22 protein-coding genes are annotated in these 26,731 nt (G+C 58.8%); 10 read left to right on the top strand and 12 right to left on the bottom strand.

Features of this window, described 5'->3' with window-relative positions; all coding sequences use genetic code 11:
* Positions 1 to 387 precede the first annotated feature (387 nt).
* Positions 388 to 1,533 (top strand): slipin family protein, encoded by a 1,146-nt coding sequence (locus ACR0LY_RS19175; RefSeq protein WP_170351756.1) that lies wholly within the window; start codon positions 388 to 390, stop codon positions 1,531 to 1,533.
* 42 nt (positions 1,534 to 1,575) lie between these two features.
* Here ACR0LY_RS19175 and ACR0LY_RS19170 read toward each other — a convergent pair whose 3' ends face one another.
* The 7 genes from ACR0LY_RS19170 to ACR0LY_RS19140 all read right to left on the bottom strand — a co-directional run bounded on the left by ACR0LY_RS19170 (position 1,576) and on the right by ACR0LY_RS19140 (position 7,589).
* Positions 1,576 to 1,950, bottom strand: a complete 375-nt coding sequence (locus tag ACR0LY_RS19170) for a DUF2237 family protein (RefSeq protein WP_170351755.1) — start codon at positions 1,948 to 1,950, stop codon at positions 1,576 to 1,578.
* A 9-nt stretch (positions 1,951 to 1,959) separates the two neighbouring features.
* Entirely contained in the window at positions 1,960 to 3,123 is a 1,164-nt protein-coding gene (locus tag ACR0LY_RS19165) for a serine hydrolase domain-containing protein (protein WP_170351754.1), read from the bottom strand.
* 82 nt (positions 3,124 to 3,205) lie between these two features.
* Positions 3,206 to 3,886, bottom strand: coding sequence for an aminoacyl-tRNA hydrolase (pth, locus tag ACR0LY_RS19160; RefSeq protein WP_170351753.1), 681 nt, complete (start codon positions 3,884 to 3,886; stop codon positions 3,206 to 3,208).
* 138 nt (positions 3,887 to 4,024) lie between these two features.
* Complete coding sequence (locus tag ACR0LY_RS19155; RefSeq protein ID WP_170351752.1) at positions 4,025 to 4,681, bottom strand: 50S ribosomal protein L25/general stress protein Ctc; 657 nt, start codon at positions 4,679 to 4,681, stop codon at positions 4,025 to 4,027.
* A gap of 231 nt (positions 4,682 to 4,912) precedes the next feature.
* Positions 4,913 to 6,094: an alpha-hydroxy acid oxidase gene (locus ACR0LY_RS19150; RefSeq protein ID WP_170351751.1), complete on the bottom strand. Its 1,182-nt coding sequence runs from the start codon at positions 6,092 to 6,094 to the stop codon at positions 4,913 to 4,915.
* Between the two features lie 138 nt (positions 6,095 to 6,232).
* Positions 6,233 to 7,024, bottom strand: a complete 792-nt coding sequence (trpA, locus tag ACR0LY_RS19145) for a tryptophan synthase subunit alpha (RefSeq protein ID WP_170351750.1) — start codon at positions 7,022 to 7,024, stop codon at positions 6,233 to 6,235.
* A gap of 79 nt (positions 7,025 to 7,103) precedes the next feature.
* Entirely contained in the window at positions 7,104 to 7,589 is a 486-nt protein-coding gene (locus tag ACR0LY_RS19140; RefSeq protein ID WP_170351749.1) for an acyloxyacyl hydrolase, read from the bottom strand.
* 198 nt (positions 7,590 to 7,787) lie between these two features.
* Between ACR0LY_RS19140 and ychF the strand changes: the two genes are divergently transcribed.
* The 7 genes from ychF (at position 7,788) to ACR0LY_RS19105 (ending at position 16,530) form a co-directional block, all read left to right on the top strand.
* Positions 7,788 to 8,885: a redox-regulated ATPase YchF gene (ychF, locus tag ACR0LY_RS19135; RefSeq protein WP_170351748.1), complete on the top strand. Its 1,098-nt coding sequence runs from the start codon at positions 7,788 to 7,790 to the stop codon at positions 8,883 to 8,885.
* Between the two features lie 217 nt (positions 8,886 to 9,102).
* Positions 9,103 to 9,561 (top strand): hypothetical protein, encoded by a 459-nt coding sequence (locus ACR0LY_RS19130; protein ID WP_170351747.1) that lies wholly within the window; start codon positions 9,103 to 9,105, stop codon positions 9,559 to 9,561.
* 95 nt (positions 9,562 to 9,656) lie between these two features.
* Positions 9,657 to 10,538 carry a LysR family transcriptional regulator gene (locus ACR0LY_RS19125; protein ID WP_170351746.1) on the top strand — a complete coding sequence of 294 codons (882 nt, stop codon included), beginning with the start codon at positions 9,657 to 9,659 and terminating at the stop codon, positions 10,536 to 10,538.
* Between the two features lie 85 nt (positions 10,539 to 10,623).
* On the top strand, positions 10,624 to 12,327 hold the full coding sequence (locus ACR0LY_RS19120) for an NAD(P)H-dependent oxidoreductase subunit E (protein ID WP_170351745.1): 1,704 nt from the start codon (positions 10,624 to 10,626) through the stop codon (positions 12,325 to 12,327).
* Positions 12,328 to 12,340: 13 nt separating this feature from the next.
* A complete protein-coding gene (fdhF, locus tag ACR0LY_RS19115; RefSeq protein WP_170351744.1) occupies positions 12,341 to 15,124 on the top strand; it encodes a formate dehydrogenase subunit alpha in 2,784 nt (927 codons plus the stop codon).
* Between the two features lie 112 nt (positions 15,125 to 15,236).
* Positions 15,237 to 16,025 (top strand): cyclase family protein, encoded by a 789-nt coding sequence (locus ACR0LY_RS19110; RefSeq protein ID WP_170351743.1) that lies wholly within the window; start codon positions 15,237 to 15,239, stop codon positions 16,023 to 16,025.
* A complete protein-coding gene (locus tag ACR0LY_RS19105; protein WP_170351742.1) occupies positions 16,018 to 16,530 on the top strand; it encodes a thioesterase family protein in 513 nt (170 codons plus the stop codon). The genes ACR0LY_RS19110 and ACR0LY_RS19105 overlap by 8 nt, the downstream gene beginning before the upstream one ends.
* Here the strand turns inward: ACR0LY_RS19105 and ACR0LY_RS19100 are convergent.
* From ACR0LY_RS19100 to ACR0LY_RS19085, 4 genes are all read right to left on the bottom strand, one after another.
* On the bottom strand, positions 16,527 to 20,582 hold the full coding sequence (locus tag ACR0LY_RS19100) for a translocation/assembly module TamB domain-containing protein (RefSeq protein ID WP_480641257.1): 4,056 nt from the start codon (positions 20,580 to 20,582) through the stop codon (positions 16,527 to 16,529). The genes ACR0LY_RS19105 and ACR0LY_RS19100 overlap by 4 nt on opposite strands.
* 23 nt (positions 20,583 to 20,605) lie before the next feature.
* The gene (locus ACR0LY_RS19095) at positions 20,606 to 22,411 is read right to left on the bottom strand and encodes an autotransporter assembly complex protein TamA (RefSeq protein WP_170351741.1); all 1,806 of its coding nucleotides are present in this window, start codon (positions 22,409 to 22,411) and stop codon (positions 20,606 to 20,608) included.
* 294 nt (positions 22,412 to 22,705) lie between these two features.
* Positions 22,706 to 23,692, bottom strand: coding sequence for a type I glyceraldehyde-3-phosphate dehydrogenase (locus ACR0LY_RS19090; RefSeq protein WP_170351740.1), 987 nt, complete (start codon positions 23,690 to 23,692; stop codon positions 22,706 to 22,708).
* 54 nt (positions 23,693 to 23,746) lie between these two features.
* On the bottom strand, positions 23,747 to 24,070 hold the full coding sequence (locus ACR0LY_RS19085) for a hypothetical protein (RefSeq protein ID WP_170351739.1): 324 nt from the start codon (positions 24,068 to 24,070) through the stop codon (positions 23,747 to 23,749).
* 363 nt (positions 24,071 to 24,433) lie between these two features.
* Here ACR0LY_RS19085 and ACR0LY_RS19080 point away from each other — a divergent pair, with 363 nt between their 5' ends.
* Complete coding sequence (locus ACR0LY_RS19080; protein ID WP_170351738.1) at positions 24,434 to 24,790, top strand: hypothetical protein; 357 nt, start codon at positions 24,434 to 24,436, stop codon at positions 24,788 to 24,790.
* Positions 24,791 to 24,797: 7 nt separating this feature from the next.
* Here the strand turns inward: ACR0LY_RS19080 and ACR0LY_RS19075 are convergent, their stop codons facing one another.
* A complete protein-coding gene (locus tag ACR0LY_RS19075; RefSeq protein ID WP_170351737.1) occupies positions 24,798 to 25,733 on the bottom strand; it encodes a 2-hydroxyacid dehydrogenase in 936 nt (311 codons plus the stop codon).
* A 152-nt stretch (positions 25,734 to 25,885) separates the two neighbouring features.
* On the opposite strand from ACR0LY_RS19075, the gene ACR0LY_RS19070 reads away from it, so the two are divergent.
* On the top strand, positions 25,886 to 26,692 hold the full coding sequence (locus ACR0LY_RS19070) for a thioesterase family protein (RefSeq protein ID WP_170351736.1): 807 nt from the start codon (positions 25,886 to 25,888) through the stop codon (positions 26,690 to 26,692).
* The last annotated feature ends 39 nt before the right edge of the window (positions 26,693 to 26,731 follow it).

Genomic DNA, 26,731 nt, shown 5'->3' with positions numbered 1-26,731 from the left:
TCAGCACCGGCCTTCCACGCCGGCCCGTGAAAACGGTCCAAAATCATAAGGGTCCGGGTGTTCCCCAGCAGGGGTGACACCGCGCAACGCCAGGCTTTGGCCGGGCGGGGCAGGGGTCTTCGCTACTCTGTTCTTGGGCCGGAGGGTAGATGACGGTGCCGCCGGATCGGTGCCCCGCTTAGCCCTTTGGGCAAGGCGGCGCATCGGTCCCGCGCCCCTCTCTCTGACCTTCCCGCGCAGGGGCATGGCGCGGGGGATGTCCGGATCTTTCCTGCCTTCGTCCGAAGGCTTCACACCTGTCACCCGTTCGGGGTGCAGCCCACTGAAAACATGAAAAGGAGTTCGCAATTGCGACGACGATAGAGCGAGACGAAAAGGAGAAATGATATGACACTGTTCCAAGATCTGATTGACCGGCTGACTGGCCACCGGCGGCTGACCCTGACCGAGACCCAGCGGATGCTGGTCCTGCGCAACGGGGTGTTCGATGCAATCCTGAGTGCCGGGAAACACCGGCTGCCGCGCAAGGATGTGCTGACCGAGTTGCACGATCTGGAGAAGCTCTTTTTCGTGTCGCCCTATGAACGGGCACTGATGCAGAACCGGCCCGAGTTGGCCGCCAAGCATCTGACCGAGTTCCGGGCTGGGCCTGACGAAGTTCTGGTTCTGCTGCGGGATGGGGTCCCTGTTCGGGTGCTGAACCCCGAAGCGCGGGCGCTGGTCTGGAAGGCCGCAGGGCCGTGGAAGGTCGAGCATCACGCGCTGACCGAGACCATGGTTGTTCCCAAAGTGGCGGCTCAGCGGTTGGTTCGGGCCGGGCTGCGGCTGAACCTGACGCAGGTCGAGGTTGCCGAAGGGCATACCGGGCTGCTGACGGTTGACGGGGTACTGGTGGATCAACTGGACCCTGGGGCGCATGCCTTCTGGAAAGTGGGGCGAAACGTCGAGGTTAAACAGATCGACCTGCGGCAACGGACCCATGAGGTGACAGGGCAAGAGATCCTGACCAAGGACCGGGTTACCATCCGGGTCAACCTGTCTGCCGATTACCGGGTCATTGATCCGGTCACGGCGGTAGGGTCGGTCAAGGACTTCGATCAGGCCTTGCACCGGGCGCTGCAACTGGCGTTCCGGAAGACCTTGGGGGCGATGACGCTGGACCGGCTGCTTGCCGAGAAAGTGACCGTCGACACCGAAGCCGCGGATCGGGTGCGGACACAGATGGCCGGGATCGGTATCGAAGTGGGGGAGATCGCGTTGAAAGACGTCATCCTGCCCGGGGAGATGCGGGAGATCCTGACCGCCGTGGTCGCCGCCGAGAAACAGGCTGAGGCCAACTTCATCCGGCGGCGGGAAGAAACCAATGCCACGCGGTCCCTACTGAACACCGCGAAGGTGATGGCGGAAAACCCGGTGATGCTGCGGTTGAAAGAGCTGGAAGCTCTGGAAACCATCGCCGGGAAGGTCGAGCGGCTGACGGTCCATAACGGGACTGAAGGGCTGATGTCTGACCTTGTCAAACTGCGGGAGTGATCCCGAATAAGGACCGGTCCGGGGGTTTCTGGGCCGGTCCGCTTACTCTGAAGCGGCGTTTTCTTTCAGAAGGCGTAGCGGAATGATCTCAAGCGCCCGCTGATGGGTGGCTTCAAGATGCACCTTGGGCGCGCAACCTTCGTCATGGGCCTGCAGGAAGCGCGCGGCGCACAGGCACCAACTGTCACCGGGGTTCAGACCCGGAAAGTTGAACTCCGGGCGCGGGGTGCTCAGGTCGTTTCCAACGTATTTCGAAAAGGCCAGAAACTCGGCCGTCATCACCGCGCAAACCGTGTGGCTGCCCTGATCTTCGGGGCAGGTATTGCAGGCCCCGTCCCGAAAGAAACCAGTCAGCGGATCACGGGAACAGGGGCTGAGAACGCCGCCCAATACATTAATACTATCTTGTTTTTGCATAGGATCACCTTACAGACTTTGGGAGATCTTGCGGAACATTTCTATGTTTGCTTCGTTAATGCCGGGATCGCGGAACTGGCGATCTGCGCCGGTTGTGACGATCAGCACGCCGCGCGGCTGGTCGAAATAGATGTACTGGCCGTACACGCCACGGGCTAGAAACTCGCCTTCGTGCGCACCGAGGGGAATCCACCATTGATAACCATAGCCGATCTTGCCGGGCGCAGTGGGCGCGCTGGGCAGGACGGATTCGGTGATCCAGTCGGCCGGGACCAGTTGCTGGCCGTCATGGACGCCATTTTGCAGGATCATCTGACCAAAGCGTGCGAAATCGCGCGTGGTGAAGTTCAATCCACCTAACACAAAAGCTACTCCGGCCCCGTCAGTCACGTAATAGCCGTCGTATTCAAGGCCCAAGGGCTGAATGATCTTTTCGACCAGCAAATCTGTCACGCTGCGCCCCGTGGCCCCACGGATGACCATCCCGATTACATGGGTGTCGATCGACACGTATTGCCAGGTCTCGCCCGGCGTGGCGAACGTATCCTGCAGTGAGGCCGCGAAATCGTCCAACTCTCCGCCCAAGGCGATGACACGACCCATTCGGTTGATGTCCGAATTCGGGTCGAAATAATCCTCATCGAAAGTAACTCCGCTGGCCATGTTCAACACATTGCGGATCGACGCGCCGTTATAAGCGGTGCCCTCCAACTGCGGCGCATATTTCACCACGGGATCGTCCAGCGAGTCGATTGCGCCCTCGGCCAACAGGATGCCGAAAAGCGCGGACAGATAGCTTTTGGCCACCGACCACGAAATCCGGCGATCCTCGGGCGTGGTGCCCAGATAGTATTCTTCGAACCGGATTTGCCCGTCCTGCATCACCAGAAGAGAGGTGACAGCGCGATCTTCGATCCACGCATCGGTATCCTCGGGCAGATCAAAGCCGGGTCCGTAAGGCAATTCCCAGGTCGGCCCGTCGCCACGGGGCAAGTCGACCGTCAGGAAAGCGTCGTTCATATGAGAGAAGTTGTGAACGATCTTTTCCTCGGAAAACAACGAGTTCACGGCCATAAGGCGTTGCAGTTCTTCGCGTTTCCAGAACCCGACAACGACCGCTGCCAGCACCAGCATCAACACGATGCGCAGCACCCATTTCAACATAGATCTCATATGTCGCCTCCCCGATCCATGCTGCATTGGAACGCGCCAAAAGCCGTTGTGCAATTGGGACGTTGCGGCAAGGTCACCCGTCTTATTTGAACTTGTCCAGTAGCTTCTGCATGGCCGAGCGCGTATCGACCTCTGGTTCTGCAGCAGGTTTGGCGGTTGCTTTGGGCGCCTCGGCCGGTGACTTTGACGACCGGGGCGGGGCTGTGCGTAGGGCGACGGCGTTCATGAACTTGCCGCCATCCCCGTCGGCCAGATAGCCTGCACCGTCCGACACGCCGCGCAACACGTCGTCAAGCCAGTCCGCGTCGGCCTTGGCAAAGTCGCCCAGGACGTAAGGAGAGACCATTTCCTTCCGGCCCGGATGCCCGATCCCCAGCCGTACTCGATCATAGGCGGGGCTGATATGTTCGTGGATTGAACGTAGCCCGTTGTGCCCGGCATGCCCGCCGCCCGCCTTGACGCGCACCTTGCCGGGGGCGAGGTCCAGCTCATCATGAAAGATCGTCACATCGGTCGAGTCGAGCTTGTAAAACCGCATCGCCTCACCCACGGACTGACCAGAACGGTTCATGAAGGTCTGCGGTTTGATCAGCAGTACCTTTTCGCCGCCTAACCGACCTTCGGAGATCTCGGCCTGAAACTTGGATTTCCACGGGCCAAAGCGGTGATCCTCGGCAATGCGATCAACAGCCATAAAGCCGATATTGTGCCGGTTGCGGGCGTATTTCGACCCCGGGTTCCCCAATCCGACAAACAATTTCATAGTCTCGTCCTTGTGCATTGCAACATGTGCAGGTGGTTGATGACACGGAATGCCACCGGTTTTCCAGCCCATGTGCGCCAAAAGAAAACGGGGCCCGATCAAGGCCCCGTTTCCAAATCCGAATTTTTGGGTCCGGACTTATTCTTCCGCTTCTTCCTGGCCGACGACTTCAACTTCGTCAACTGCCACTTCTTCGCCTTCTTCCTCATCGTCGTCGGTCGCCAGACCGGTCGGTGCCGAAACGTTCGCAATCACGAAGTCACGGTCGATGGTCGGCTTAGTGCCTGCGGGCAGGTCCACGGCCGAGATGGTGACAACGTCGTTGATCTCCATGCCGGTTACATCGACGATGATCTTCTCAGGAATGTCACCTGCGGTACACATCAGTTCGACTTCCGGACGGACAACGGTCAGAACGCCGCCCTTTTTGATGCCGGGTGCTTCTTCTTCGTTGATGAACTCAACTGGGATGAACAGCGCGATCTTAGTGGTCCGACGCAAGCGCATCAGGTCCAGGTGGGTCGGCAGGTCTTTGACAACGTCACGCTGAACGTCGCGGCAGATGACACGAACGTCTTCGTGGCCTTCAACCTTCAGGTTCCACAGGGTCGACTTGAACCGGCCTGCTTTCAGGCGCTTGAACAGGACGTTGAACGGGATCTGAATCGGCAGCGGCTCTTTATCGCCACCAAAAACAATGCCCGGAACCATGCCGTCGCGGCGTGCTTGACGAGCGGCGCCCTTGCCTGTCCCCGTCCGTTCCAGAGCTACGAGATCAGGAATCTCTCCAGCCATGATAAATTCTCCAATGTTAGGGCGGGCATCCTCCAAGGCTGTATGCCCGCGTGAAGCCGCGTCCTTATCTCGATTCATTGGGTTTGGAAAGGGGTTCACCCGAATAATTTTTTAGCGAGGCTCTGCCTCGCGCTCCGAGGTTTTTTGGGCCAGATGAACAAAGGGTTCCAGGTTCATCTGGCCTGAATGACACAGTGGAGGCGGCTGTAAAGTCCGCAGCCCAGCCGCGGGTCAGCTCGCAGGCGGTGTATTTTGCCAGAGGCCGCCGAAATCCTCGGGGATCAGCAGATTGTGACGTCCCAAATCGCCAACATTGCGTTCGCCACATAGCGCCATGGTTGTGTCCAGTTCCTTTTGAATGACGTCCAGCGCAGTGGTGACACCTTTCTGACCCATCGCACCCAGCCCATAGACAAAGGCGCGACCGACATAGGTGCCCTTGGCCCCCAGAGCCAGCGCCTTCAGCACGTCCTGACCCGAGCGGATTCCACTGTCCAAATGAACCTCGATGTCACCGCCGACGGCATCCATGATCTGCGGCAGCATGCGAATAGAGCTGAGCGCACCGTCCAACTGACGCCCGCCGTGATTTGAGACGATAATGGCATCGGCCCCAAGTTTCGCGGCCATTTTGGCGTCTTCGGCATCCAGAATACCCTTGAGGATGACCTTGCCGCCCCATTGCTTCATCAGCTTTTCGACCTTGGCCCAGTCGAGGCTGGGGTCGAACTGTTCAGCCGTCCACGCACCTAGGGACGACGCATCCGAGATACCCTCGACATGGCCGACGATGTTGCCAAACTCGCGCCGTTTCGCCCCCAGCATTTCGATGCCCCAGGACCACTTGGTCATCAGGTTCGCAATCGTTTTCGCGGTCAGTTTTGGCGGTGCAGACAGGCCGTTTTTCAAATCCTTGTGCCGTTGGCCCAGAATCTGCAAATCCAGCGTGATGACCAGGGCCGAGCATTTCGCATCTTTGGCCCGTTGGATCAGGCGGCTGACATAGTCCTGATCCTTCATAGTATAAAGCTGAAACCAGAACGGTTTTGACGTGTGCTCGGCCACATCCTCGATTGAATTAATCGACATGGTAGACAGGGTAAAAGGCACACCGAACTCTTCAGCGGCTTTCGCGGCCTTCATTTCGCCGTCTGCGTGTTGCATGCCCGTTAAGCCAACCGGTGCCAGCGCGACCGGCATCGCCACATCTTCACCGATCATCTGCGAAGCGGTGGATCGTCCCGCCATATCCACGGCCACCCGTTGACGCAGGCGGATATCCGAGAAATCCGAACTGTTGTCGCGAAACGTTTGTTCGGTCCAACTACCGCTTTCGGCATAGTCGTAGAACATCCGAGGTACCCGTCGTTCATAGATACGTCGAAGGTCTTCGATGGTGGTGATTACGGGCATGGGGCTGCGCCTTTGATTGGTCGGTCAGATAGTTCTACTGGCGCAACATCAAGGGCGCAATTGGCTGAGGCGCGAAAAAAACCGCAGCAGGCCGGTGGCTTGCTGCGGTTTTGTTTATTGGATCTTGTGATTGGTCGATCAGGCCGAATGGGCGCCGTCGGATAGTGTTTTCACAAAGTCCAGAACCTCGGCCACTGGCTTTCCCGCTCCGATCTGGCTGACAATGGCCGAGCCGACAACCGCGCCGTCGGCAACGCTGGCGATGGCCTTGGATTTCTCGGGTGTGTTGATGCCAAAGCCCACGATCACGGGCAGGTCGGTCGCGGATTTGATCCGGGCCACTTCGGGGCCGACATTCGTGGCTTGCGCTTCGGCAGCGCCGGTGATGCCGGTGATAGAGACGTAATAGACAAAGCCCGAAGTGTTCTTCAGAACGCGGGGCAGGCGTTTGTCATCGGTGGTCGGCGTCGCCAGGCGGATAAAATTCAGACCGGCGGCCTGGGCCGGCAGGCACAGTTCCTCATCTTCTTCCGGCGGCAGGTCGACGACAATCAGACCGTCGATACCGGCAGCTTGCGCATCGGCCAGAAAGGTGTCCACGCCGCGGCTGTAGATCGGATTGAAATAGCCCATCAGAACAATCGGAGTGGTGTCGTCGGTTTCACGGAAGGCGCGGGCCAGGTTCAGTGTCCGCTGCAAGGTCATGCCACTGTCCAATGCCCGTTGCCCTGCGGCCTGAATGGTCGGGCCATCCGCCATGGGATCGGTGAACGGCAAGCCCAGCTCAATCACATCCACGCCAGCGCCCGGCAGGCCCTTGACCACCTCAAGCGAAGTTTCATAGTCGGGGTCCCCCGCCATTATATAGGCGACAAAAGCCTTTTTCCCTTCGGCCTTCAGGGCGGCGAACTTGGCGTCGATACGGGTCATCGGATGTCCTTGCAGTCAGGTTTGGACCTGATGTGCAGAAACTTTGCGCGAAAATCAATCCCGGTCCCGCGGGATACCGTCAGAATGCGAAATGATATCGCACCAGCGCCGAATTAACACCCGGGTTGTCATCCTGTGTGCTGGCATTGGATTTGTGGGTGATTGCCAAGGACACTTTGTTACCACTTTCTAAGGTGTATCCGAGACCCAACAGGGTGCGAATCTGGAACTCTCCCCCAAGATCGTTGCGGCCTTCGCCCTCTGAGAAATACCCCGGCATGACACTGCCTTCGACGAACCAACGCTCGGCAAACCCGTAGGTTCCGATCAGGCCGATACCGATATGAATATCACCTGCGGTATCCACAGTCAGCGCACTACCCCATGAAGCGGCAAAACGGGAGGCCTCGTGAAAGGGGCGATGCTGATACTCGAGCGCGAACACAGCCTCGTCCTCGGATTGGCTATCCGAGAAATCTGAAAATCCTGCGCCAAAGACAAGGGATTGAGCTTGCGCTGCTGGTGCGGCCAAAAGCAGCGCGAAAATTGCAGAGGTAAACTTCATATTACACATTCACTATATGTTTGTTTGCAACACCTTACGTGGTGATCTTAGTGTGCCAATTTCAATCCGGGCAAGTTCACGAATGACGAACGATTTCGTGATGTTGTAAATTGGTCTTTTCCTCGTTTCCGCAGTCTGGCTTGCGCATTGATCCGGACCTGCATAGAAGCACCCCTCGAATGGCATCAGGAGGCCGCTATGGGTTTTAAAATGGGAATCGTGGGTCTGCCGAATGTGGGCAAGTCGACCCTCTTTAACGCGCTGACCAAAACCGCAGCCGCTCAGGCGGCAAATTTCCCGTTCTGCACCATTGAGCCCAATGTGGGGGACGTGGCCGTGCCTGATGACCGGTTGGACAAGCTGGCGGCGATTGCCAGCTCTAAGCAGATCATCCCAACACGGATGACCTTTGTGGACATCGCTGGTCTGGTTAAAGGCGCGTCCAAGGGTGAAGGGCTGGGCAACCAGTTTCTGGCCAATATCCGCGAGACCGACGCCATCGCCCATGTGCTACGCTGTTTCGAAGATGGTGACGTGACCCATGTGGACGGCCGCGTCGACCCCGTGGCCGATGCCGACACGATCGAGACGGAACTGATGCTGGCCGATCTGGAAAGCATCGAAAAGCGCCGCGCCAATCTGGTGCGCAAGCTGAAAGGCAACGACAAGGAAGCACAGCAGCAGGAACGCTTGCTGGCCGAGGCGCAGGCGATGCTGGAAAATGGCAAACCGGCGCGTCTGGTTGAGGTCTCGGACGAAGACGCCAAAGCGTGGAAGATGTTGCAACTGCTGACCACCAAACCAGTGCTATACGTTTGCAACGTGTCCGAAGAAGAAGCAGCTGACGGCAATGAATACTCTGCGAAAGTCGCCGAGATGGCCGCGGCGCAGGGCAATGCCCATGTCATCATCAGCGCCAAGATCGAAGAAGAGATCAGCCTGTTGGAAGAAGACGAAGCGCAGATGTTCCTGGAAGAGATGGGTTTGGAGGAACCCGGACTCGACCGTCTGATCAAAGCTGGTTACGACCTGTTGAAGCTTGAGACTTATTTCACCGTCGGCCCGAAAGAGGCCCGCGCCTGGACCATCCGCACAGGCACCGCCGCACCACAGGCTGCTGGTGTGATCCATGGCGACTTCGAAAAAGGCTTTATCCGCGCCGAGACCATCGCTTATGACGACTTTATCTCGGCAAAAGGCGAACAGGGCGCGAAAGAGGCCGGCAAGATGCGGGCTGAGGGCAAAGGCTACATCGTCAAGGACGGCGACGTAATGCACTTTTTGTTCAATACCTGATCCTAAAAAGCTTCGCCGGGCAAGCGTTCGGTGTGTTTATTGCAGGAACTTGATTGCCCTGCGGTTGAGGTCGCAGGTGTTGCAACAGTGGACTCTGCCGTTTGAGGAAAAAATAAATCCGCCACTCGGGTCGAAGTTTTGTCAAAGTGGTGCTCTTAATCTTAGGCTTAAGCCTAAGATTTTCTGAGGCAACAGCCAGAATTGAAGCAAGTTAGATATGACGCGACCTAAGAAAATTGCACACCAGTTGCTACCAGTCTTGCTATTCGCCTCTCTACCTTTCGCATCGATTGCCGGGTCCACGGGTCGTAGCCCCTATAACCCGCGGGCGGTCGTGACGTATGATGAAATTTACGAGTTCGAAGTCAGATCATTCCCGCTCATGATGGCTCACCCCTATCAGGTCGTGATCCCAAACACTTCTCTTGGCCAAGTGATTGCCTGCCGTATCTATCAGGGCAGCGACGTTGAGGCTTCAAGTTTGCCGGACACTCCAGGTGCTTCTGCTCTCCTTTCGGAAGGTTCAGACGGCGTAACCATTGATCACCGGACGACCAGCAGAGATATGCAATTTGTGGACTCTGGAAATCCTGAGACGCATGTCCACTTCTCACATAAAATTTCAGATGCGGTTTTCCGGTGTTTCAATGTGCATATTGAACTCAAGGATCGCTGAGGTTTAGTTCAAAATGTTCCCAGCCTGGCGACGAGTTCCTATACGTCGAAATCCTATCTATTATAGGGTTGATCCGTTCTTTGAGACATCCCAAAATGATCGAAATCCGTGACCTGCAACTGCTTAGCGCTTTGGCGCGGCACCGTCATTTTGCCAAAGCGGCCGAGGAATGCGGGATATCGCAACCCGCCTTTTCAATGCGTATCCGCAACCTCGAAGATCGCTTGGGCGTGTCGATCGTCCGCCGCGCCAACCGGTTTCAGGGCCTGACCGAAGAGGGCGAGATGATCGTCCAGCGGGCACGGCGTATCCTTGATGACACCAAGGCGCTGGAACAGCAGGTGCTGGCCGCCAAGGGTGAGATCACCGGCACCCTGATACTGGGTGTGATCCCGACCGCGATTGCCTTTACCGGGCGGCTGACCAAACGGTTGCGGGATGCGCATCCCCGCATCATTACGCGCATCGAGACAATGTCTGCCACAGCGATCCAGCACCGTCTGGACGAGGGCAGTCTGGACGCGGGCATCACCTATGGGGATAGCATCGGAACCGATCTGCGGCAGGTGCAACCTTTGTACGAAGAGACCTATGTCTTGCTGGTGCCGTCGCATATGACGGATGAAACCGGCCCCATACCATGGGCAAGTGTGGCCGAATTCCCACTCAGCCTGCTGGAGCCACAGATGCAGAACCGGCGCATCCTCGACCGGATTTTCGCTGAACAGGGCCTGCACCCGGATGTCGTCGCCGAAACCAGTGGATTTACCGCTTCGATGGTCATGGCGCGCGAGGGGTTGGCGGCCACCGTGGTCCCTCGGGTGCTGGTGCGAGCGCTGGGTGATCTTAAGGGAACAAAGGTGCTGCCACTGGTCGATCCCGTTGTCAGCAAGCCGATTTGTCTTGCGACCCTTACACGGGATCCCGAATTGCCAACAGTCGAAGCGCTGCGTGCCGTGGTGACGTCTTTGCGGTGATAAACTGTCGTTATCGTGCGATTGAAATATGCGATTTGACGATATGCTATTCTGATGAGACACGGAGCCTCAATCGGAGGGCATCATGGCACCATTAGACACCAAGCCATCAGGCGCACCCAAGGGCGTCTGGAAGTCAGGTAAAGGCAAGGGGCGGCACACGCCCAAAGGCCGTCAATTCACGGATGAGGCACAGGCGGAAATTACACGTCTGCTGGGCGACCGCCCACGCCATCGCGATCTGCTGATTGAATTCCTGCATTTGATTCAGGACGCACACGGCCATATCAGCGCCGACCACATTGCCGCTTTGGCGGTCGAAATGCGGGTGGGGCAGGCAGAGATCTATGAAACGGCAACCTTCTATGCCCACTTCGATGTAGTGAAAGAAGACGAGGCCCCTCCGCCCGCGTTGACGATCAGGGTCTGTGATTCTTTGTCCTGCGAAATGGCTGGTGCCCAGCAATTGCAAAAGGCGCTTGAGGATGGTTTGGACGCGTCCGAGGTTCGCGTAGTCCGTGCCCCCTGCATGGGTCGCTGCGATACGGCCCCGGTGCTTGAGATCGGCCACAACCATATCGACCATGCGACGCCGGAAAAGGTGCAGGCAGCGATTGCCGCCGGTGACACTCACGCCCATCTGCCCGACTACGAGACCTTTGCTGCCTATGAGGCAAACGGCGGTTACGCCAAGCTAAAAAAACTGCGCGACAATGGTGATTGGGAGAAGGTGCAGGAAGACGTCCTGTCCTCGGGCCTGCGTGGTTTGGGTGGCGCTGGCTTCCCGTCCGGCAAGAAATGGGGCTTCGTTCGCATGAACGAAGGTCCGCGCTATCTGGCTGTGAACGGCGATGAGGGTGAGCCCGGTACGTTCAAGGACCGTTACTATCTGGAACGCACGCCGCATGTTTTCCTTGAGGGCATGCTGATCGCCGCTTGGGCGGTCGAGGCTGAGACTTGCTTTATTTACATGCGCGACGAATATCCGGCAGTGCTGGAAATCCTGCGCCGTGAGATTGTAGCGCTGGAAGAGGCCGGGATCGTTGAGCCAGGCTATATCGACCTGCGCCGGGGGGCTGGCGCCTACATCTGCGGTGAAGAATCCGCGATGATCGAGTCGATCGAAGGCAAAAAGGGCCTGCCGCGTCACCGTCCTCCGTTTGTAGCGCAGGTTGGGGTCTTTAACCGCCCGACCTTGGTGCACAATGTTGAGACGCTGTATTGGGTCACCAAAGTGTGCCGTGAAGGGCCGGAATGCCTCAACAGCACTGAAAAGAACGGTCGCACGGGTCTACGCAGCTATTCGGTTTCGGGCCGCGTAGCGAAGCCTGGCGTTTACTTGCTGCCCGCAGGCTCGACCATTCTGGATGTGATCGAGGCTGCCGGCGGCATGGCCGAGGGCCAGACCTTCAAGGCTTATCAGCCGGGTGGACCGTCTTCGGGCCTGTTGCCAGCGTCGATGGACGATATCCCGCTAGATTTTGACACGTTGCAGCCTCACGGTACCTTTATCGGCTCGGCCGCCGTGGTGGTTCTGTCCGATCAGGACACGGCCCGCGACGCGGCGCTGAACATGCTGCGCTTCTTCGAGGATGAAAGCTGTGGCCAGTGTACGCCTTGCCGGGCGGGCTGTGAAAAGGCGGTCAAGCTGATGCAGGCCGACAAGTGGGATCAGGACCTGTTGGAGGATCTGTGTCAGGTCATGGGCGACGCATCCATCTGCGGTCTGGGGCAGGCGGCGCCAAACCCGATCCGCCTTGTCATGAAACACTTCGCTGACGAAATCTGAGGGAGACAGAGCCATGCTTGATGCAAGCCCAACCAAGACCGTCACCTTCAACCTGAACGGCGACGACGTCACCGTGCCCGAAGGCACGACGATCTGGGACGCGGCCAATGGCCAAGGCCTGATCATTCCACACCTGTGCCACAAGCCGCAGCCAGGCTATCGCCCGGACGGCAACTGCCGCGCCTGCATGGTCGAGGTGGAAGGCGAACGCACTCTGGTCGCCTCGTGCATCCGCCCTGCCTCGGAAGGTATGGTTGTCAAGACAGACACCGACCGCGCCGAAAAATCCCGTGCGATGGTCATGGAACTGCTGGTCGCTGACCAGCCCGAACAGCCGCATGATGTGTCCAGCCACTTCTGGGACATGGCCAAACTGAACGATGTCAGCGACAGCCGCTTCCCGGCCAAAGAGGCCGAAAAGATCCCGCTGCAGGATGACAGCCACGTTGCGATGCGCGTCAATCTGGACGCCTGCATCAACTGTAACCTCTGTGTCCGCGCCTGCCGTGACGTGCAGGTCAATGACGTGATCGGAATGGCCGGTCGCGGACATACCTCGCAGGTGGTGTTCGATCAGAACGACCCGATGGGGACTTCGACCTGCGTAGCTTGTGGCGAATGTGTTCAGGCCTGCCCGACGGGTGCCTTGATGCCGGCCACCGTGCTGGACGATCAGCAACAGGGGGACAGCAAGGATTACGACTCTGAAACCGAAAGCGTCTGCCCGTTCTGTGGTGTTGGCTGCAAAGTCTCGCTGAAGGTCAAGGATGGCAAGGTCAAGTATGTCGAAGGCATCAACGGCCCCGCAAACGAAGGCCGTCTGTGCGTCAAGGGCCGCTTTGGCTTCGACTATATCCACCACCCGCACCGCCTGACCAAACCGCTGATCCGGCGCGAGGATGCGCCTGACAAGGGCCTGAACGTCGATCCCGGCAACCTATCGACCCATTTCCGCGAAGCGACCTGGGAAGAGGCGATGGATCTGGCGGCCACCAAGCTGAAGGCGATGCGCGACGAGGACCCGCGTAGCGTTGCGGGCTTTGGCTCGGCCAAATGCACCAACGAAGAAGCCTATCTGTTCCAGAAGTTCATCCGTCAGGGCTTCCGCCACAACAACGTCGACCACTGCACCCGTCTGTGCCACGCGTCGTCAGTGGCGGCGCTGATCGAAAACGTGGGTTCGGGCGCGGTGACCGCGACCTTCAACGAGATCGAAAACGCGGATGTGGCGATCATCATCGGGGCCAACCCGATCGAAAACCACCCCGTTGCAGCGACCTATTTCAAGCAGTTCACCAAGCGCGGTGGCAAGCTGATCGTGATGGATCCGCGCGGCGTTGGAATGCGCAAGTTCGCGGATGAGATGCTGCAATTCCGCCCCGGTGCGGATGTCTCGATGCTCAACGCGATCATGAACGTGATCGTCGAGGAAGAGCTTTACGACAGCCAGTACATCCACCGCTGGACCGAGAACTGGGAGGCCGAGAAAGAACATCTGCGCCAGTTCACACCCGAAGCGATGTCGCCGATCTGCGGTATTGAACCGGACCAGCTGCGCCGCGTCGCCCGCACCTTTGCGCAGGCCAAAGCCGGTCTGATCTTCTGGGGCATGGGGGTCAGCCAACACATCCACGGCACGGATAACTCGCGCTGCCTGATCTCGCTGGCACTGATGACCGGAAATGTTGGTAAGCCGGGCGCAGGTTTGCACCCGCTGCGCGGTCAGAACAACGTGCAAGGCGCCTCTGATGCGGGTCTGATCCCGATGTTCTTGCCGGATTATCAATCGGTTACTGATGATAATATCCGCGCCAAGTTCAACAACGTATGGAACTCTGAGGATTTCTCGAACGAGAAGGGCCTGACAGTTACCGAGATCATTGATCAGGCTTACGCGGGCAACATCAAGGGGATGTACATTCAGGGTGAAAACCCGGCCATGTCCGACCCGGATGTGGGTCACGCGCGCGAGGCACTGGCCAAATTGGATCTGATGATCGTACAGGACATCTTCCTGACCGAAACGGCGAACTATGCTGACATCATCCTGCCCGCCTCGGCGCTGTATGAGAAAAACGGCACCGTGTCGAACACCAACCGTCAGGTGCAGCGGGTGCGCCCCGCTGTGACGCCTCCGGGTGAGGCGCGCGAGGATTGGAAGATCACGGTGGAACTGGCGCAGCGCATCGGTCTGAACTGGGATTACACGGATGTGTCTCAGGTCTTTGCCGAGATGAAGCTGACCATGGCGTCGCTGGACAACATTACGTGGGAGCGTCTGGAAACAGAAACGATCACCTACCCGTCGCTCAGCGAAACCGATCCGGGTCAGGCGATTGTGTTTGGCGATGGTTTCCCGCGTGCCGATGGCCGTGCGCGGTTTACCCCTGCCAGCGTCATCCCACCGGACGAAGCGCCGGATGACGAATACCCGATGATCGCCACGACCGGCCGTCAGTTGGAACATTGGCACACCGGGTCCATGACCCGCCGTGCTAAGGTTCTGGATGCCGTAGAACCGGAAGCGAACTGTTCATTGAACCCCCGAACGCTCAAGCTGATGGGGATCGAACCGGGCGAAATGATCCGTCTGACCACACGACGTGGTTCGATCGAGATCATGGCACGCGCGGACCGGGCCATTGCCGAGGACATGGTGTTCATCCCCTTCGCCTATGTCGAGGCGGCTGCGAACATCCTGACCAACTCGGCCATCGATCCGTTTGGCAAAATCCCCGAGTTCAAGTTCTCGGCTATCCGGGTTGAAAAAATCGAAGACGCGGTCGCGGCAGAATAACCTTGTTGCGTACGCAGCATGAAAGGCGGCCGATTGGGCCGCCTTTTTTCTTTCCTTGACAGCAAGTTACTTGCAGCCAACCCTGTCGGCGTCACTGGTGCAGGAGTTTTACATGACCCGCCGTTTCGTCGATCTGTCCGTTCCGTTGGAAACCGGGATCGTTTCGGACCCGCCAATCATGCTGCCCGAAATCGAATACATGACCCATGATCAGACCGCAGAACAGGTCATGTCCTTCTTTCCCGGCTTGCAAAAACAGGACCTACCGGGCGGCGAAGGCTGGGCCATTGAGCGGCTGCAAATTGCCACGCATAACGGCACCCATCTGGACGCGCCGTATCACCACCACTCGACCATGAATAATGGCGAGAGGGCGATCACCATCGATGAGGTGCCGCTGGAATGGTGCATGAACCCCGGCGTAAAACTGGATTTTCGCCATTTCGACGACGGCTATGTGGTGTCTGCCGCCGATGTTGAGGCCGAGGTGAAGCGGATCGGGCATACCTTGCAGCCGTTGGATATCGTGGTCGTGAACACCTCAGCCGGTACGCAATACGGACAGGCCGATTACCTGATGAAAGGCTGCGGTATGGGGCGCGAGGCGACGTTGTACCTGACCCAACGCGGGGTGCGGGTCACTGGCACAGACGCCTGGAGCTGGGACGCACCCTTTGCGCTGACGGCCCAGGAATATGCCGAAACGCGCGACCCGTCGATTATCTGGGAGGGCCATCGGGCGTCGATGGATATCGGTTATTGCCACATTGAGAAATTGACCAATCTGGAAGACCTACCACCAACGGGTTTCGAAATTTCGTGTTTTCCGTTCAAGATCAAGGGCGCCTCGGCGGGTTTTGTGCGCGCCGTCGCAATATTCGAGGAGGATCCAGATGACTAACCCCCTCAGCGGTCACGATGGGCCCTATGATGCCCCGATTGAAATACGAGGGTTTAGAGTTTTGCCCGAGTGGATCGACTATAACGGCCACATGAATGTGGGGTTCTATGGCGTGGCCTTCGACCGCGCGCTGGATCACTTGATGGATGATCATCTGGGTCTGGGCGAGGCGCAGGTCGACGCATTGGGGCAGGGGCCTTACATCCTGCAGTCGCATATGAATTTTCTGCGCGAGATTAGGCAGGACGAACCGTTCTGGTTTCGCTTTCGGATGTTGGATTCCGATCAGAAACGGGGGCATTACTTTGCACAGATGCTGTCCGATGATGGTGAACTCTGTGCGACGCAAGAGGCGCTGTTCATGAACGTCAGTCATACGACCGGGCGTTCCACTCCATATCCGGACTGGGCGGTAGCGCGGTTGGCCCGGATGGTTCAAGATCATGCACCATTGGACCCCGCACCGCAGGTTGGGCACACCATTGGCATCCGCCGCAGCGATTAATAATCCCGTTCGAAAAACACGCCAACCCCGGTTTCTCCGCGCCCGTCGACTGAACCGCGGACAGTAAAACTGTCCGACACGTCAAGGTTCAGGTTCACCTCGGTGTCACCTTCGGTATTGACGGTGAAATCGGTGTAGAGATTGTCGCTCAGATACGCGCCGGCCCCCAGTCGGCCAGCACCGCCTTCGGACGCGCCAATATCCACCGTGTCAACGCCGGTCGAATCGCGAAGCCCTTTGGTTGCATCTCCCCCGGCACCGCTGAGCTGCGCCAGAGACGCCGCCATCTGGGCGATGACAAAGGGTGAAATTTCGGAAAACCGGTTGCCGAACAAGAGCATGGCCAGCGCCTCTTCGGCTGGGCGTTCAGGGTCGGAATAAACGTCAACCTCCGGCGCATCCAACGGGCCCGCGATTTCGATTGTGGCGGTGCCATCGGACGTGCTGGTGGATGAGGCGAACTCGATATACGGCGTCAGGTCGCCTTGCAGTGTCACGATGCCTTTTGTCAGGGCCAGCCTGCGGCCCAGAATGTCGAAATTTCCCCGGATCAGTTCGATTTGGCCGGATGGGATAACTGCGGTGGTCGTGCCGCCGATATTCAGCCGCCCCCCCAGTTCGGCGTTCACACCCCGGCCGCGCACGAAAACCGCCTTGGGCGCCAGCAGGCTGACATCCAGCGCGATACGTGAATCGCTTTTTTCCGCGCCTTCCTCGACAACAAGGCCCGCGCGTTCCCGTGTTAGGTAACCAGCCGCGCTTTCATTGACATGCCTGATCTCGGGGATCGGTGCAGCGCCCACGGCACCAGCCGCGGCAGCGAGGTTGATATTGGTTTCCTCGAACGTGATCTGACCGGAAATGGCGCTGTTGCCCGCCAGCGCTCCGGTCATGGCGATCTCACCGTTCAGCGTGGTCTCATACAGAAGCTTGTCTGTTAGCACCAACTGATTGAGCCGCGTAACAATGTTCGCGTTCAGCGGCGGTGTCAGGTCCAATGGCCCCGAGATGGTAAAAGTGCCGCCCGCGCGCATGCCACCATTCAACGAGATATTGGCGCGACTCTGCGCCAATTCGACCGAGCCGCTGATGCCGGTTATTGTCTGTCCGATCTCAGGGATCGCAATTGACGTGCCCGAAGTGGTGATAGAACCGCTGAGCGAACTTAGCTCGGGCTTTCCCTTGAGCCGCAGATTGTGCCGGGCCGATCCTTCGATCTTGTTGGGTGAGATAAAGATGTTGGCGACGCCCAGGTTGATGCCACCCTGCGCCCGCAGATCGGCCTCGCCGCTGTTTTCATCGAAGGTTCCAGCGATAGTGCTGTTGATCTCGGCCGGGCCATTGGCTGACCCGTCAATGGTCCAGACGCCATTGTCGCGCTTGGCCGTGCCGGTTGCCGCAACGGTGCCAGGGAATTCGGGCGCGAACCGTTCGATCCTGTTCAACTTGGCGTCGAAATCCAAATCGGCCGAACCATCGGTGTCTACTGTTCCGGTCAGGGCTGCATAGGAACTGTCCGGGCCGCTCAGGCGCATGTCCCCTTCCAGTCCCGATCCCGTTGGGGCAACATTCCCGTCCAACGTCAGCGGGCCGGACATCGACGTCATGACACGGGACAGGTCGTCAAGCTGGGCCGAGAAGGTCAGGCCACCCGCCTCTCGGTCCAGTTTGCCCGATGCTGTAGCCGATAGGGCAGTGCCCCTCAGGCTAAACTTACGGACTTCCATGCCATCGTCGTCTTTGTCGGCATCAATGTTCAGGGTCGTGCGGCCCTGGATCAACTTATCGACCAAATCAATCCCGGTCCGAAGGTCGTCAGCGTCCACATTGCCCTGAACGTCAAAGACACGATTGGCGAGATTTCCGTTGCCCTGCACATTCGCGGTGACCGAGCCGCCCAGATCCCGCTTGGCCAACCCCGAGAACAGCGACAGATCCGGGGCGTTCACACGGGCGGTGCCGTCAACCGAAAGCTCTCCGGTAGGGTCATCCACCGTTGCGGCGACTTTTGCAGTTAAGGCGGTACCGTTGAGGGTCGCTTCGCGAATTTCAATCCGATCTGTCGTGCGTGCCCCGTCCCAGGTGATCGTGGTCTTGCCGGTCAGCAGCGGATCGATGTCGGACATTCCGGTTTGTATATCCTGTCCGATCACGCTGGCCGTGCCGTCGAATTCCAAAGTCTGCACGGTGCCTTTGCCGTCCATTTCCGCCCGCAGGGCGCCACCCAGTTCACGCTTGGCCAGACCGGAAAAGACCGACAGGTCAGACGCATTCACGCGGGCCTTGCCGTCAATGGTCAGGTTGCCGTCAGGTGTCGTGACCTCGCCGCTGGCCTTTGCCTGCGCAGCTTCGCTGTTCAGGTCAAACTCGCGAATGGTGATGCCGTCGCTGCCTCGGCTGGCATCCAGGGTGATGGTGGTTTCGCCTTTGATGACGGGATCGATATCGTCGCGCCCGGTGACCAGATTGCTGCCCTCAAGCACCAGTTTGCCGTCAAAGCTACGCTCCAATGGTGAGCCTGTGCCGTCAACGCGGGCCGAGGCACTACCGCCCAGATCAAGCTGCGCCAGGTCCGAAAAACGCGACAGGTCCGATGCCTCAAGCGTGGCCGAACCGTCAACCGTCAGTCCACTATTCAATCCGTCGATCAACGCATCCAGCCCAAGGGTATAGTCGGTTCCCACCAGTTCGAACCCCGACAGGTTCAGAGACTGATCGCTGCCGTAATCGAACTGCCCATCCAACGTGATGCTCTCTCCCAAGGCCGTGTTCAGGGCCTGATCATTCAGATCGATCCCGTCGACGATGGCCTGAAGGTCTCCCATTACACTGAATGAAGTGCCCTGTTCTAACGTGCCCTGCGCGGTGATGCGGGCCGTGTCCAGTTTCGCTTGCGGAGATTGAAACGCATTCGCCGTCAGGCTCAGATCCCACAAATTGCCGTTTTTCTGATCGAACAAAGCGGAAATCTGCGCCGCTTCAATCGAGGTTTCGCCGCCTTTGACCGGCAAAACCACCGTTGTTCCGTCGGGCGGGGTGATCCGGCCTTGCAAGGCCGCCAATTGTAACGTGCCGCCTTCGGCCAATTGCAACTCACCCTTTAGGTCCAGGGCTTGGGTGGTCAATTCCAGATCGGGGATGTCCAGCGCGCCTTGCGGTTTGGTTTGGCCGTCCACGAACAGGCGTGTTTTCGGGCCAAAGAACGGGTCCAGATCCTCGGCCATAAAGGGAGTCAGGTCGCCACCCAGATCGGCGGTAAAGGCGATCCCGTCTGCCGCACCGGTTTCAGCGGCGCGCAGCTGTATCTGCCCTGTGACCTGTTGCTGATTGTCGCTGCTCAGGGCGATATCAGCAGTGAAATCGGTCACTGGGCCCGAGCCTGTGACCGACAGGCCGATCGGTGGGCTGTCGGGAATATTCAGCGCAGTTGATATCACGCCGCCTGCGGCCTCTTTCACCTGCAGGTCCAGATTGATCTCGCGCGAGGTGTTCTGGAACCCGGCGGTCAGTGTCACCTCATCCCCTCCGCGGTCCAGGCGGGTGACATCCAGGTTGGTGTCCAATGTACCATCGGCCAGTGACAGGTTCCCCGTCACCGCCAGATCGGCGGCAACCCCGATCAGAGGTTCACCCAGTGACAGCTCATCAATCCTGATTTCACCGATCTCGATGGAAACGGGCAGTTCCGGTAGTTCGAACGGTTTGGTTTCGGCTGTCGGCGCAGGCGTGTCCTTGGTGGTTGTGCCCGGCGTGCGGGCGATGTCGATTTCCTGCGCGGTCAGGGCATTGACGGAAAATCGACCCCGGATCAGGGCCAGCCGGTTCCAGTCCAGCTGAGCGTCTTTGATGGTCAGCCAGACACCTTCGTCGTCCGATACGGTGATCTCTTCAATCGTCGCGCGGGCGCTCAACGCGCCTTGCAAGCCTTTAACGGTGACGTTCTGATCATCCCCCGACAGGGTGTCCTGCAGAAAACGTTCCAGCATGCTGCCGCCGCCGTCATCCTCTTGCGCGAGTACGGGCGGCGCTGTCAGGATCAGCACAGTTGTCACAACCGGATATGAAAACTGCCGTATCAAAACGCTTGTCCGATCCCGATATAGAATTGCAGACCATCGCCAGTGTCGCCCTGAACCGGCAGGGCTAAGTCAACGCGTAGAGGGCCGAACCCCCCAAGATCATACCGCACCCCAAGCCCGGCACCGGAATGGTATTCTGCACCGCTGCCGATGAAAGAAGAAGTGTCCACAGTACCGAAATCATAGAACCCGACAAGCGATATCGTGTCGGTGATCTTGCCACGGACTTCTCCCGACAGCCCGAGGAAGGACTTGCCGCCTGCTTCACCACCGTTGACTGGAATGCCGAGGCTTTCGAACGGCTGCCCACGCACTGTGCCGGCACCACCCGAGAAGAACAGGAAATCCGGTGTCACATTGCTTGGGGAAGGACCGATTATCGATCCTATCTGAGCCCGACCAGCCAAAACGAGCCGCCCGCCCGTGCCCAGGCTGGTATAGGCGCGTGTGTCGGCGAACAGCCTGATGCCCGTGTCTGTGCCGGAAAAACCTACAAAGGGCATGATTTGCGCATCCAGATAAAATCCGCGAGTCGCGCTGACCTTGCTGTCACGCTCGTCCCATTCAGACCGGGTTGGGATAATGAAATAGCGGAACTTGCGGCCGCTGCCATAGGCGTCATCTGCATCCGACCACTGAAATCCAGCCGAGGCTTCGGCATAAAGCCGGTCGGAAAAGGTGCGACGCGCACCATAGGCCAGCGAGGCCACGGATACGTTGTAATTCTCGGTATTCCGCCGCTCCAGCAGGGCGCTCCAAAAGGTGTTGTCGTCCGGGCCCAGCCGGTCGGGTTGATCAAGGCGCAAACCAATGCGGCCGTCCAAATCCTCGGTTCCGCCGATATTGCGCAGAGCGGCTTCGAACCGCAGCCGTTCCGCGCGGCGGAAGACGTTGCGATGGGTCCAGGTCGCGGTGACGTCCAGCCCGGCATTCGAGGCCAGCTCGACCCCGAAGGTCAGGCGGCGTTTGGGCATGTCCTCAAAAGTTGCATCGAAATCCAACGTGCCATCGGGATTGGGCGTTTCATGTTCTTCGATTGAAACGATGCTGAACGTGCCTGTCCGACGCAAGCGGGTGCCGACCTTCTGGATTTCCGCTGGCGAATAAACCTCGCCCGAGGGAAAGCCGGCGATCTTGTTGATCGAGTGGTGGCGTACATCTGTATCGCCTTTGATGAACATCTTGCCGAAGGTCAGGCGCGGACCGGGCTCAAGGTCGATTTCAGCATCCAGCTTTCTCTGCGCATGGCGAGCGATAACGGTTTGGTCTTCAAGTTGGGCTTTGGCGTGACCCGCGTCCCGCCAGCCCTGTACCCCGGCCGAGGCCGCCTGTTGGATGGCACCGGTCGTGGCCAGTTTTCCGGGAGCGAATTCCTCTGGCAGGATTGTCTCCGGCGTAACAGGGGCGACGATAGCCGTTCCAAAAGTGAAGGTCGGTCCGGTATTTACCGTGATAACCGCTCGGTTGATCGTGTTGGGTACGGTTAGTGAGCTGATGTCAGCCGCTTCCCGGCCATCCAGCTTGATGCTGACGACGGGGCTGAAATAGCCCTCGTCATACAGAATCTGAACGAGTGTGCGGTAATCTGACAGGGCGGCAGACAGAACCTCGAGCGGTGTATCCAAGCCACGTTCATCCGCCGTTAAGACCGAGGAGGTTTCTTCGATACGTTCAACCACTCCCTGGGGCGCACCGGGCGCGGACAGGGATGTTTCCAGCGCGGCCAGAGATGAGGGCAGAGCGGCGGCAATAACGCCAAGCAGACAATATTTCACAAAGGCCTGTGGCCTGCTTCCCCGCATCGAATGGCTCCAACTGCCCCAAGTCGAAATCAATTTCACCGTCTTATGAAAAACAACGGCTGATACCGTTCATGTTAGAGCATCAGTTTCCACACAGGGAAAGAACTTATCGAATGAGATGCCAAATTACCGGTTTGTGTGCCCCGTCAGCCCCGTTTGCGGGGTGGTAATGTGGCGCCAACCCATGAACGCATTGACGGGCTCCTCCCGCCCGATCCCATCGCATCAAAGATTCTTGTGATCCGTTGGGCCGGGCAGCGCCCGGGCAGGCCCGCGCGCTGCGGTTCCGCGAATTCAAGGCTGTGCCATCAGGCGGGCGACGTCGAGCATACGTGCTGAAAAGCCCCATTCATTGTCATACCAGCCGAAAATGCGAACCTGCCGGTCGCCGACCATCCGCGTCTCGGGGCCTGCAATGACCAAAGATTCCGGTCGTGTACGCAAATCTGACGACACCAGCGGGTGATCGGTCCATCCCAGAACGGGAGACTGCGCGACCGTCTTGCGCAGCTCGGCTTCAAAGTCAGTGGCGGACATACCGCGCTCAAGTGTTGCGACCAAATCCACCGCAGACACGCTGGCTGTGGGGACACGCACCGCCGCGCCCGAGATGCGACCCGCGAGATGCGGCATGACCTCATCAATCAAGTGCGTGGCGCTGGTGGTGGTGGGCACCATGGAAAGCGCCCCGGCGCGTGACCGGGCCAGATCGCCGCGCGGGGCGTCAATCATGGGTTGGCTGTTGGTATAGCAATGGATGGTCGTCATATGGGCCGAGGCGATGCCGCCGATTCCATCCAGCACCTTGATCAGTGGGGCCAGCCCATTGGTGGTGCAGGACGCGTTCGAAACGATCCGGGCGTTGCCCAACTGCGCTTCGTTGGCGCCCAGAACGATCGTGACTTCGGTTGCGGGCGAGGGACCCGAGATCAGCACTTTGCCCGCCCCGGCGGTCAGCCCCTGGCTGGCAACATCCGAGGTACGGGCGACGCCGGTGCAATCCATCAGGACATCCACGCCGCTCAGGTCGACGCGGGACAGGTCGGGGCTGTGGGTCACCGGGATTGTGTGGCCGTCGATGACAAGGGTTCCGTCGCCGGTATCGACAGGCCCAGAGTAGGGGCCGAACGTGCTGTCGTATTTGAACAGGTAGGCACAGGTTTCCAGCGGTGCGATATCGTTGATCAGCACCAGCTCAATATCCTTGCCCCACGGCAAAGCCAGCAGCTGCCGCAGGATCGTGCGGCCAATACGGCCGAATCCATTGATTGCAAGTTTCATGCGCAAGCTATGGCAGTGGGCCGCGCTGACCTCAATGCCCGTTTCGCGGCAAGATCAATTGCAGCTGACCTGCGAAAAGAACTGGCCTGAGATGTTTTGATACATGCTGGCCCGGATAGGCTTGCATCCGGTGGCTGCCTGAATGGCGGCCATAGCTTGAATGGTGCGCAGGCGCGGTGGCGGACCGAACGGGTTCAGATTGTTGTTGTCACGCGTGGCGCGGTACACGACCGGAGCATCCGAAACCTGCGTAACGGCCCATGTGCGGCTCATGACGAAGACCGATTTGGTTTCCTCTTTGGCGACTACAGGGGTCGCCTCTAAGGCCGTCAGGCCAATTACAGCTGCCAGTGCCAGCAGGGATCCGCGCAGTACCATTGAACAATCTCCAGTGCTAAAAACGGTGCTATTTCACCAGATTCAAGTGCTTCTGTGAACCCCTGCGCGGGAAAAACTGAATCGGCGTAAGTGGTTAGCCAGTTACGGGGTGGTTGCTGGTTCGCGTCTTTGCACAGTTGATCGTGGTTGTTTCGCTCCGCCCACGCACCATAGGGGGCATTCGTGCGGGGTAACTCAGTTGTGCCGGGCTAACGCCACGAATGGAATGCCATGCCAGTAGCGGCCTTAGACCGTCAAAAGAATTGTTCTGGATAGTTTTAGCGTTTGCCCAACAGGGCTTGGCCCCCGTTCGCTGCCGGTATAGTCTTGAATGCAAATCTATTTCAGCAAGGTGAGGCGATCATGAAAGCCTGGATTTCTTCTACATTGGTAGCTGTTGTTGTTCTGGCTGCAATCCCGACCGTGCAGGCCAAGCCGCTTTCCCGAATCATCGCAGAAATGGGGCTGACACCTGCCGATTTCGAGGTTGTGAACACAGCCGCTGACGCGATGCTGTCAGGCGCGACACCTCGGGTGGGTGAGGAAAGTTCCTGGGTGAACGAAGCCACCGGTTCCAAAGGCACGATTCGCGTCCGCGACGTACGTGACAACTGCGTACACCTGCAGCATTTCATTCGACCCGAAGGATCGGATCAGACTCGCGAGGTCAGAACCCGCCGGTGTCGCGACGCAGGCGGAAACTGGATCCTGACACCCTGATCTGGGTCTAGTAACCGCGGGCCCTGTCGACTTCGTGCAGCAAAGGGCCTCCTGCGCTCAGGCGGCGGAAATTCTCGCCCACATCAGCCAGCGCTTCGCCCAGATGCCAGCCCGACACGTGCGGCGTGATAGTGACACTGGGATGTGTCCAGAGCGGGCTGTCGGACGGAAGTGGTTCGGTCGAAGTCACGTCCAGCACCGCATGACCGGGTGTACCATGGTCCAGCGCGACGATCAGGGCGGTTTCTTCAATCAGATCCCCGCGACCCGCGTTCAGTAATTGGCTACCTGGCTTCATTGCCGCCAGCATCCCTGCATCGAACAAACCGATTGTCTGCGGGGTCGAAGGCAGGATCGCGCAGACATGGTCGCACTGACCCAGCAGTTCTGGCAGAGCCGCGTCGCCATGCAGGCAGGTAACCCCATCGATCTGCTTGGCTGAGCGGCTCCAACCCATCACTTGAAACCCGACGGCGCGTAGCATTTTGGCGCTGCGGGCGCCGATATGGCCCAGACCCAGCACACCTACCACGGTGTCTGGCGAATAGAGTGGTGCTCTGGGGGCCCATTCCGCGCGGTTTTGCGCCTTTTCATGAAAGGTCATGTGTCGTTGATGGCGCAGAACATAAGCGACGAACCATTCGGCAATACCCTGCGCGGGGGCGTCCGGTTTCAGCCGTGTTATACGCACATGCGCGGGCAGGTGCGGATTGCTGACGATGGTCTCTACCCCGGCGCCCAGTTTTTGCACCAGTTTCAGGTTGGGCAGCCGCTTGGGGTGATCGTTGCACAGCACGACGACGGCGACCATCGTGATGTCGGTTGGATCACCAAGGGTTTCAGGCGTGCGTACATCCATGTCCGGGTGCAGCCGCCGAATGTCTTGGGCGATGTCGTTGTCGCTTATCCAGTCGGACAACCCGGTTTCGATCAGCAACGCCATGTCGCGCCCCCCTCTGCTTCAATTTGCCAGTGATGACGTGCCGTCACTGAACTGGACATCGTTGCCGCAGCTAAGTCATTCTTTGGCCCAAGGTAAAGCCCGGTCATCGGATCGGATTACCAGACACGCACAGAAAACTTTTGAGGCAGCGTATGAACGGGACACAAGACCTGAACCAACAGGCCTATTTTCATCTGCGCCCTGATGGCGCTTTTGTGGGCAATGACCCCGCCCGGGGGCCGTGGTCGGCCGATCACTGCCACGCCGGGCCTGTCAGCGGTCTAATCGTGCGTGCCGCGGAAACCGAGGTGGGACCGGAAAAGATGCTGACCCGCCTGACGGTCGATCTGCTGCGCCCACAACCCTTGGCAGGGCTGCGCGTGGCTGCCGAGACTACGCGCCACACCAAGACGCTGGCGACCACGCGGGTAACGGTTCACGATCTGGACGACACGCTCTGCGCCACCGCGACCACGATGCACTTGGCCCGCCGTAACCTGGGACCGGTCCCGAATGTCACGATTACTTCACCCCGGCTGGAAGATGCGGTGACGGGGCCATTTCCGATCGGTGAGATACGCCACGGTCTGCCGGGCTTCGCCAACCACTCAGAAGTGCTGTACCCGAAAGACGGCAATCAGGGCGCCGGTCCCAAGACGGTCTGGATGCGCACCCCGGCTTTGCTTGAGGGCGAGGACCCTTCGCCGATTCAGGCACTGTGCCCGCTGGCCGATTGTGGCAACGGCATCTCGTGGAACGCACCGACGACCGAGATGGGGTTCATGAACACCGATCTGACCGTGCAAATCCATCGCGAGCCGGGGTCGGATTGGCTGGCCTCAGAATCACTGTGCCATTGGCAGCCGTCGGGGATCGGAATGTCCCAGTCCGTATTGTATGACACGCAAGGTCCTGTCGGTACGGCCTTGCAAACACTGGTTCTGTTCCCGCCAAAATGACCCTTTGGCCGGTTTCTGCGGGCGCTGATTGAATCGCAT

The sequence above is a fragment of the Ruegeria sp. BC5 genome (genome assembly GCF_056539205.1).
The sequence above is the reverse complement of the archived record's forward strand: the minus strand, read 5'-3'. Positions and strand labels throughout refer to the sequence as shown.